The organism is Bacteroidales bacterium (assembly GCA_021157585.1).
In the GTDB taxonomy this organism is placed as follows: domain Bacteria; phylum Bacteroidota; class Bacteroidia; order Bacteroidales; family UBA12170; genus UBA12170.
In genome coordinates this window covers 1-10,281 of the sequence record JAGGWH010000172.1, presented here as the reverse complement: position 1 = coordinate 10,281, position 10,281 = coordinate 1, and the positions used below count along the sequence as shown (strand labels likewise).

General features: G+C 35.0%; 6 protein-coding genes. All 6 read right to left on the bottom strand.

The features are described 5' to 3' along the window. The coding region (locus tag J7K39_11985; protein ID MCD6180613.1) for a M23 family metallopeptidase at positions 1 to 866 on the bottom strand (866 nt) is incomplete at its 3' end. A 188-nt stretch (positions 867 to 1,054) separates the two neighbouring features. Beyond that, on the bottom strand, positions 1,055 to 2,275 hold the full coding sequence (locus J7K39_11980; protein ID MCD6180612.1) for an alkaline phosphatase family protein: 1,221 nt from the start codon (positions 2,273 to 2,275) through the stop codon (positions 1,055 to 1,057). A 117-nt stretch (positions 2,276 to 2,392) separates the two neighbouring features. Beyond that, positions 2,393 to 5,086 (bottom strand): TonB-dependent receptor, encoded by a 2,694-nt coding sequence (locus tag J7K39_11975; protein ID MCD6180611.1) that lies wholly within the window; start codon positions 5,084 to 5,086, stop codon positions 2,393 to 2,395. 240 nt (positions 5,087 to 5,326) lie between these two features. Continuing rightward, positions 5,327 to 7,237 carry a choice-of-anchor J domain-containing protein gene (locus tag J7K39_11970; GenBank protein MCD6180610.1) on the bottom strand — a complete coding sequence of 637 codons (1,911 nt, stop codon included), beginning with the start codon at positions 7,235 to 7,237 and terminating at the stop codon, positions 5,327 to 5,329. Between the two features lie 27 nt (positions 7,238 to 7,264). Further along, positions 7,265 to 9,880 (bottom strand): TonB-dependent receptor, encoded by a 2,616-nt coding sequence (locus tag J7K39_11965; GenBank protein ID MCD6180609.1) that lies wholly within the window; start codon positions 9,878 to 9,880, stop codon positions 7,265 to 7,267. 234 nt (positions 9,881 to 10,114) lie between these two features. Further along, positions 10,115 to 10,281, bottom strand: a 167-nt coding sequence (locus tag J7K39_11960) for a hypothetical protein (GenBank protein MCD6180608.1), incomplete at its 5' end; no start/stop codon positions are given.

Here is a 10,281-nt window from a genome sequence, read left to right as displayed (position 1 = left end):
TTTAAACGAACTTCATAATGTAAGTGAGGCGAGACACTTATTCCTGTATTTCCAACCTGACCGATTAAATCGCCTAAGTTTATTTCTTGTCCAACTTCAACTTGAATTTTGTGTAAATGCGCATATACCGTTTTATAACCAAAACCGTGGTCTATCACTACTTTATTTCCATATCCATCGTGGTAATTTGCAGCAACTATTACTTTTCCTTTGGCTGTAGAATAAATAGGGCTTCCTTTTAATGCCGTTAAGTCAATTCCTTTATGGAATTTACGAATTTTAAAAATAGGATGTGTACGATAGCCAAAACCCGATGCAAAACGAATTAAGTCGTTTGGAGCAATAGGATAAATAGAAGGGCGATGTTCTAAACGATCGATATTTTTGATTGCTAAAGCTGTTAGTTCATCAAAAGAAACCGATTGTACTTCTATTTTAGCATTTAATTGGCTTATTTCTTTGCGGTACTTATTTAAATTTAAGTCTGAAGGAAGAGGCGCAGTTTTATAGTCTTCTAAATTTCCTCCTATACCGGCTGTTCTAATTTCTTTAGCAATAGGTTCAACACCTAAAACTAAGCGATATAAATTATCGTCTCTCTCCTGAATTTCAGATAGTTTATTGTTTAAACTATCTAATTCGGATTGTATTAATTCAATATTTTTAAGATATTGAGAGTTCTCTTGTTTTAGAGCATATTCTTCCGGACTGTCAAATGCAAAAGAAAATGCAAAGGAGATGATTAGCGAAAGAAGAATAACTTTTAGTGGGATAAGGACATATTTTTTAACTCTATTAGTTCTGATAATCGAAATCTGCTCGAACATTAAAGTTTTTTTACCTCCAAAAAATTGTTTTTTTAACATAATTCCGGTTTTAAAAATCGGGCTGCAAAAGTAACAAAATTTTTTAAAGTCAAAATTTTACCACCAAGGCGATTTTTTCAACCGTAAAACTATAGTAAATATTGTAATGAAATTTAGCTTAATAAGCTAGTTATCAAATGATAAATGTTAAAAACCTAAAATTGTTATGTATGGAAAAAATTAAAATTTTATTTTAACATCCCTTCAACTTCTTTAATATTTCCATCGTTAGGAGCTTCTTTTAATCCTAAAATCTTACAAAATAGGGGATATAGTGATACGTTTTTGAAGCGTTCCTGCTGATAGTTCTCTTTAAAAGCCGGACCATAGGCATAAAAAATAGCATCCATATCTGTATTTCTATTATCGTAGCCATGAGTTCCGTTGCCTTTGTGTATTCTCTCAGAATTACTAAAAAGGCTGTATGAGCTATCTGCGACAGCTACAATATCTAATGTCCTTGGATTGGATCCGTAATGAAGCCTTTCAGGGATATTAGAAGTTTTGTATACAGTAACGCCTTCGGTATTTTCCAATACATAGAAAATAGAGTCTATGCAACCCTCTGTGGCTTTTATATTATAAAAAGGATTACCTCCTACAATGTTTGAGATCCATTCAGGTTTTAATACTTTATCTAAATAAACTTGTTTATTTTGATAAATTCTACCCATTCCATGATCGGAGAGGATAATTACATTTACTTCTGAGGCATTTGGTAGCCTATCAAGTTTTTGCATAAAGTTTCCTATAAGGCTGTCTAAATGTTCAACTTCCTGATTTACTTCTTTGGAAAATGGTCCATAACGATGTCCAACACCATCGGGTTCGTGCATATACCACATAATTAATTGTGGGCGTTTTTCTGCCGTTTGAGATAACCAATTTATAACCGTATCAATACGTTGTTCAAATGGAAAGTTATGCTCGTAGGGTTTCCATATTGAAGGACGCATATTTTGAATATCCGCTTCGGAGCCTACCCAAAAAAATGTTGCTGCTTTTAGGTTTTGTTTTTCGGCAGTATTCCATATAGGTTCTCCATCGTAAAATTCACCATCTCCAACAGCTTCTCTATTTCTAATAGAATATTTTAGATTTCTTTTTAAATCTATAAAAGTATTATTAACGATACCGTTGTTATTGGGATAGAGTCCGGTTGCAATAGCGTAATGGTTTGGAAATGTTTTGGTAGGGAAAGAAGCTTGCATGCTTTTTGCTTTCACGCCTATTTTTGCAATTTTATCGAGATTGGGAGTATTGACAGAGTCGGCATAATTCCAGCGGAATCCATCTACGGATAGTACAATTAGATAGTGTTTTTTATTTTGAGTATTTGGTTGTGGAGAATTACAAGAACTGATAAGTAATATTAAAGAGGAGAGAATTAGTATGTACTTTTTCATCATTTTTAAATTTTAGTAAAGGTATAGAAAATCAATAAACTATTTGGTTAGTAAGATAGTTTTGAACATAAAAAAACCGCTCCAAAATGGAGCGGTTTTTTTAAAAAGAATTTTAAAAAATTACAATGTAATTTTAACACCAGCATTAATTACTCTAGGAGTCCCTAAAAAGACTTCTGCAGAGTTTGCAGTATGAGAGAATTGGTTATTGTCACCATAATAGCCATTATAAGCACTATTATCAACAGCATCCTGAACATAAAATGTATCCAAAAGGTTGAAGGCGTGAATAAATACTGTTACTCCTAATTTACCTTTTAATGGTAGATTATAGTTGATGTGAGCATCTAAAACAGAATAAGCAGGAGTTTTCCATACTTGCTTTGTATCAGTGGCATCATCACGGTTAGCAGGGTTAAAATCAGCATAATGATCAGCATTATGACGGAAAATTAATTGTGCATGTAAACCTTTTACAGGATATAAATTTACCCAAGCAGCTAATTGAGTTTGAGGAGCATCTCCAACTTTTAAATCAGCAGTATAAAGATTAATTGGAATAGAAGTAATACCACCATCATAAGATTTGATTACAGCAGAAACATCGTTAAGATATTCCCAGCGTGCAATAGAAGCAATAGCTCCAAATCCAACTTTATCCATCAGGCGGTAAGTAGCTTCAAGTTCAAAACCCATATGACGTTGATCTAAACCTTTAATAAAAGCAATTCCGTTTTCGTCTTCAGAAATACGAACACCTTTAGTTAAAGTTCTATCGCTCCAAGTGGTATAATAGAAATTGGTTTTTACTTCTAATTTTTTATCAGAAGAATTTGCTATTGTTCCTACTTCAAAGGCAGTAAAACCTTCATTGGTATGATCAGCAGCAACAGTTCCATCACCATCATCAATAACAGCATCAAAAATTGGCACTTTAGAAACTATACCAACATTTCCGAAGAAGCTGAAATTATCAGATACATTATAGTTTGCACCACCTTTAAGTTGGTAGCCACCAATCCAATCTGTAACAGCTGTTAGTTCATTTCCATCAGCACCTGCTTTAAAATGGTTAGTGTAATTGTATTTAATCATAGAATAACCAAAGGTTCCATAAATAGATAAGGCATCTTTAGTATATTCTGATTGAATAAATCCACCTAACCAATCAACAGTATTGGTATTATTATATGCAATTTTATCTCCTAAACCTAAGCCTAATTGAGAGCCAAAATCATTTGTAGTATATGAATCATCGTAAGAGGCTAATCCTAATAAATCTCTGATCTCACGATAATGCTCAATTTCAGCAGTTCTCCAGTCTAAACCAACTTGAGTTTTTAAGTTCTCGGAAAAATCAATTTTAAACTTGGTAATAGCACCAATTGTCCACTGATTATTTACGGAGTTACGTATAATACCTTGTCTTGTATACTCAGGATCGAGGTTATGTGCAATAGTTGCATCCCAGTCAGCAACACGTGAAGGACCACTATAATCATATTGAATTTTTCCGTAAGTTCCAGTACCACCGCCGGTACCACCAGAATAATATAAAGTAGTAAATTGAGAAACTTTGTCACTCCATTGTGCATACCAGTTTAAGTTAGCAAGTGGTTTGTGATAAAAGTTTTCTCTTTCGTTTAACATATTGTCATTCATGCGGTCAACAGTTTTCCCATTAAAAGATTGCTGTCCGGTATAACTTGTGCTTACAGTATTCCAGTTTTCGTTATAATATCTTCCTTGACTAGACTCAGCAAACTTATCTAAAGCACCTTGATCTAAACCAAGTTCTTCAGCAAATTCATGACTGTAGGCTGCAATGTTTTGTTTGTATAAGTTCTGACCGTGACGTTGAGAAGCACCAACTAAATAAGCTTCTAAACGATGGTTTTTATTAATATTATAGCTGGCACCTAAATAATAAGCCCAAGCATTAGTCCAAGTTGCATCAATAACACCGTCACCTGTTTTTTTAACAACACTTGCACTAACGGCAAATTTTTCGTTAATTAATCCGGAGTGACCGGAGATGGTAGTTTTAAAGAAGCTTCCGGAACCCGTTTCAAAACGAGTTGAAACACCTGCATCCATTGCCGCTGGATTGGTTAAAATATTCATAGTACCACCAACAGAAGGGGTAGCGAGGTTAATAGCACTTAAACCACGTTGCATTTGAATAGAAGAAGTTGCATCTGCAACACCATCCCAGTTAGACCAATAAACCCAACCGTTTTCCATATCATTAACTGGAACACCGTTAATCATAATAGCCACGTTTCTTTGGTTAAAACCACGAACATTAATACGGGCATCACCGGCTCCACCACCTTGAGCAGTAGCGTAAACAGAAGGAGTGTTATTCATTACCATTGGTAAATCGCGAGAGCCTAATTTTTCTTCAATTTCTATTTTTGAAACATTAGAAATCGCAACCGGAGTTTTTCTCTCTACAGCACGGTCGGCAATAACTTCTAAACCGGCTAATCCGAAAGAACTAGCGTTGAGACTAACAGTACCTAAATTGGTAGTTTGACCTTCTTGTACATTTACTTCAAATTCTTGGGAAGAATATCCAACATATTGTACAACAATTGTTTGTTGACCTGCAGGAACTTCGAAAGTAAAGTTTCCAGATAAATCGGTAGAAGCACCGGTAGTTGTTCCTTTTACAATTACAGCAGCCCCAATTAGGGTTTCGTTATTGTCAGCATCTACCACTTTACCTTTTACAAACCCCTGTGCCATTACTGTTCCCATAAATAGAGTAAGAACTGCAACAAGAGTTACTTTTTGTAACAAATTTCTCATAATTTTTAGTTTTGATTACTTTTTAAAAGTTTTAATGGGCTAATGTAATAAAATAATTTTAACATATATTAACTGTTGAAAAGATGTTAATACATTTCTCACTGTTAATTTAATTTTAATGCAAAAGTCTAATTTTATTTAACTTCTTGAAGTTTTTCAATATTAACTTATTCTTAATATTTTGGCATAAAAAAAGGAGCCCAATTTGAGCTCCTATTTTTTATTAGTAAAGTGTACTTTTTATTGGGCAGGATCTGGACCACTGACTAGTACAAAAGTTGCAGGGTTTCCTGAAGCTGTACAATCAAACTCTGTAACAAAGTCACGAGTAGAGAGACCATCGTAAACAGGAGCTGTTACAACATAATGAACTGAAACGCCTTTTATTTCCGGTACAGCATCCGGATATTTAAGAGTTAGCCAGATTCTAATACCTTCAGCCATTTGAGCTTTCATATATTCCCATTTGTCAGCAGCAGCATCATAATCAGGTTGTCCATCGCGCTTATTTACACGTAAATCGAAATTAACGTAATAAGCACTTGTACCATAATATGTTTCACTAGTACCATAGCTGCTCACATATTGTGAAATGTTATCGTCAGCTGCTACATAATCCACAACCATTTGGAAGTCATCACTAAGCATTCTGATGTGGAGTGTTGGGTCAAATACCCATTCAGATCCAGTGAATACAAATTGTTCTGATTTTTCAATAATTGTGGAAGGTTTATACCATGTTCCGTTTTCAAATACGTATTCGTCAGCTTGTGTACCTGTTGGGTAATAATAGTAAACTACAATTTGTTTGTCACCATCTTGTGCAAAGGGATAGAGGTTTGCTAAAAGAGTAGGTAAATAATTTTCTGGTAATGCATCATCACTAAAATTATTATAACGTCCAGGTTGTCCGTACTCTTCACCCATAGCATCATAATCTGAGGCACTTAGGGCATAAACACCACTTGCTTCTTTCCAATAGGGACCTGTATATTGATAAAATGTATTATATACATCATAATCGGCAGAAGTATTTTTCTTTCCATCTAAGTAAGTAGTTCCTTCTATAAGAACGTTATCAATTTGATAAGTAGTTACTTCTCCTGTATTACCATTGCCTGTATAACGGAAAGCAATAGTAATTTCACCGTTATAATTGCTTAAGTCAAAAGTTCCTGCAGTTGCAAAATTACCATAGCCTATTGTTGGCTCAGTTGGAATGTTGAAACTAGAAGAAATATCAGTCCAAGTAGCAGCATCAAAATTAACACCGTCATAATCATCGGAAATAAGTACAGCAAGTCCAACATGTGTCCAATACCCAACATTAATATCGAAAGAGAAAGTATTGTCTTCACTTCCTGTTAAATCCACTGTTGGTGAAACTAAATAAGAGATATTTTCTTCGCCGGAACTATAGGCACTATACTGTGCATATCCATTTTCGCTATATATTCTGGCTTGCCATGCTCTAGTTCCTTCAGCTTCAATACTTTTCCATCCGTCTTTATCTATAGCATCATAGTTGGCATAAGCTTCAAAGTCATTAAGCAAATGCTGGATTGTTCTTGGTCCACTGTTAGCAGGTTCGGTATCGGAATAACGGTACTTAACTAGAACTAATTGATCAGCAACAGGTGCATCTATTTGTGCATCTAAAACATCAGGAATGCCCTCTTTCGGTATAAATGAGGGAACAAAGTATTTAATAGCTGCAACAAGACCTCCAAAGCTTTCGTAATCGGCATCACTTAGTTCATATTCATCAGCAGAGGTATAATTTTCCAAATAAGGAATTTCTCCTTCGTCGTAATTATAGGTCAATAAAACTGTCGAGTTTTTATCAAACGAATAATACAAGTCTGTTAGAATTGATGGGGCATAATCAGCAGCACCGAAAATTGAATTTAAAGCTAAATTGTCTCCAATAGCATTTGCAGCATTAATTTCTTCATCAGTTGTTGCGACAGTAAGAGCTGCCTTTTTTATAGTTGCATAATCGTCGGCAGTTAAAGTATAGCTTAAATTAGCTACATTGGTAGGGGCGGCCATCTCGTCAAGGCCTTCAAAATCGTCGTTTACTTTTTTACAAGCACTAAAAACTACAAGTAAAAGTAAAGTGGATATTATAGGGTATATTATTTTTTTCATTGTTATTAATTTTTCCGTTTACTTGGGTTAAAATTTAATTTTTAAGGCAACAGAATATGTTCTGCCAAAGCCATAAAATACTCGTGCATCTGTCCAGGTTCCACTAGATCCATTGTCAGCATCCATAATATATTCCGTATCTAAAACATTATTTACTTTAGCACTTAATCTGGATTTTAAACCGCCAATTTTGAAATTAAAGCTGGAATTAAAATCTAGTACACCATAAGAAGGTACTTTCCAAGTGTCCTCACCGGCGATATATTGAATGTTACCATAATCGGCATATAAATTTGCAGCGTAATTATAGTCTAACCCAACACGAATAATTTTCTTAAATACATCATAATTAACTCCAAATGCAGCCGTTGTTTGTGCTGCGTCAGCAACATGAACACCACCTATGTCTAATTTAAGTCTATAGGCATCTGCTAAATCAACAATGTTGCCTCTTCCATCAACAGGAAATCCATCTTCGTTAAAAGCAATAGCTTCTACGTCATCTTCCCATTTCCAATCACCAATAGATAGCATACCTGTAATGCGTAAGCGATCGGTTGGATACAATACAAAGTCGAGTTCAATACCTTGGTGAATAGCATTTACACCTTGAGCATTATAACGTCCACGACTTGGATCTTGAGAATCGATAGTTCCGCTTAAAGATTTGTTTTGCCAGTAAGTACGGTAAACGTTTAAGTTAACTTTTGCCAATCTTGTACGGTAACCATACCCTAATTCTGTAGAAAAAACATTTTCGTTTACAGCATCATTATTGATAGCATTACTTACATCTTTTGCTAAGAATACACTAGAAAAATAAGGTGCTCTTGAGAAGTAGCCTACGTTTGCAAATACATTATGTGCGCCACTAATGTTGTAGTTTGCACCGCCTTTAGTTACAAAGCCGGGAAAGCTGATTTTATCAGATGTCTCTTGTCCGGGTGCAGCATACATATTGTCTTTTCTCCAATAGGTTGTTGTAGAAACAGAACCGGAAACAAAAACAGCTAATTTGTCTTTATTGTATTCTGCTTGTCCAAAAACACCACCATAAAGTACATATCCGTTATAATCTCTTGAGATTTGATCGCCAACCATTAATTTTTCGTTTACGTATCCAAAGTCATCAGCTTTATAACCTACATTGGCACGATAAGGGTCGATATAAAAAGCACCTCCCAATAAGTCCGTAATAGAACGGTTGTGATAACCAACATAATAGCGAGCATCAACTCCACCATAAAAATCTATGTTTTCTTTAAGTTTAGTTGTAAATGTTGAGATAGCACCATACCAAAGGTGATCGTTGTTTGAACTACCGATAATAGCTTGAGAACCGTTTGGATCGGCAGCATTTTCTTCTTGAACACGTGCATAATCAAGATATCCGTTTATTGTACGGTAATTACTTGAACCATATAAAACAGAGCGATTATTCCCTTGAGGAGAAGCACCACCACCTGATCCGTAAGAACCATAAAAGGCTGTAGATAAACTTGATTTTTGGCTAATATTCCAAAAGTGATTAAGCGAAAATTGAGGTTTGTGATAATAGTTTTTGGCAGAACTTATACGTTCTCCATCAACACCAAAACCATAAGTAGCATTGAAACGGTATCCTTCTTTATAGGTTTGCCATTCGGCGATAGTTTTAGAATCATAAGTAGAACGTTGGTAGTGCCATTGTGGAGCTCCAAAACCTGTAAATGAAATTTGATGTTTACTGTTAATAGATTTTGAAACATTAAAGAAATATGAATAGCCTTCAAATTCCGTTCCTAAAACATAACCATTGCCGGTTGTACGAGCACCTAATAAAGTAATCGCCCAGCCATTATCCATTTTACCTGTTGAAACAGTAAAAGAGTTTTTTAAGTAGCCATCGTTACCAATAGATGTGTATATACTTCCGCCTTTTTCAATATCGGTAGTTTTTGTAACAATATTGATTGATCCACCAACAGAAGGTACAGCCACTTTTGAAGCACCAAGTCCACGCTGAACTTGCATAGTGCGAGTAACATCGGATAATCCGGCCCAATTTGACCAGTAAACTCCGCCCCATTCCATATCGTTAACGGGAACACCGTTAATCATTACGGCAACATTTGGAGAATTAAAACCACGAAGGTTGATACGAGAGTCGCCAAAACCACCACCTTGCTTAGTAGCATAAACTCCGGGAGTTGACTTTAAAATTTCAGGAAATTCCTGAGATCCAAGTTTTTCTTCAATCTGAATAGGATCAATAGAAGATATAGCAACAGGAGTTTTACGATCAACGGCAATAGAAGCAAAGACATTAATTTCGTTTAAACCAATCTGATTACTTTCTAAAGCAATAGTTCCTAAATCTGTTGTTTGTCCTTCACTAATTGAAACTGCAATTTCTTGAGAAGCATAACCGACATATTGAATGTCTATGGTCTGTTGTCCTGCGGCAACTTCTAAAGTAAAGTTACCATCAAAATCGGTTGAAGTACCAATGGTTGTTCCTTTCAGAATGATCGTCGCTCCGATCAAAGTTTCATTAGTTGAGGCGTCTGTTATGACACCTTTTACGTAGCCTTGAGCAAAAAGGCTACCGCTAAATAGCAGTAGCATAAATGCGATGGCTATTTTTTGTAGCATTCTTTTCATAATAAATGGATTTTCTATATTTAAATTTATTTTAAATTTTCCCTTTCCCATCCCAAAAATGGATGGGCAATATAGCAATATTTTTTTGGCTAGAGGCTATTGATTTTAAGAATTTTTAATAACAATCTTTTGATTGGCAGGTTGCCATAAGCTTCAGTTAATCAGTATATAGAACAGTATTTATTTCGCTTTTAGAAATTTTTTATTGGAAGAAAAGACAGGCGATTAGTTAATTTATTGCAAATTTTTAATCTGAGCTTGGATTAACATCATCTTTTGCGCGGCATCAGAGAGTTTTTTGCGCTCTAATTCTACTACTTTTTTCGGTGCGTTATTTACAAAGCGTTCGTTTGATAATTTCTTTTCTATCGATTTTGAAAAGCCTTCAAAATATTTTAATT

Bases quoted from the DNA above. Each gene is read 5' to 3' on its own strand.
- J7K39_11980 (MCD6180612.1), bottom strand. From the start codon at position 2,275: ATGATGAAAAAGTACATACTAATTCTCTCCTCTTTAATATTACTTATC.
- J7K39_11975 (MCD6180611.1), bottom strand. From the start codon at position 5,086: ATGAGAAATTTGTTACAAAAAGTAACTCTTGTTGCAGTTCTTACTCTA.
- J7K39_11970 (MCD6180610.1), bottom strand. From the start codon at position 7,237: ATGAAAAAAATAATATACCCTATAATATCCACTTTACTTTTACTTGTA.
- J7K39_11965 (MCD6180609.1), bottom strand. From the start codon at position 9,880: ATGAAAAGAATGCTACAAAAAATAGCCATCGCATTTATGCTACTGCTA.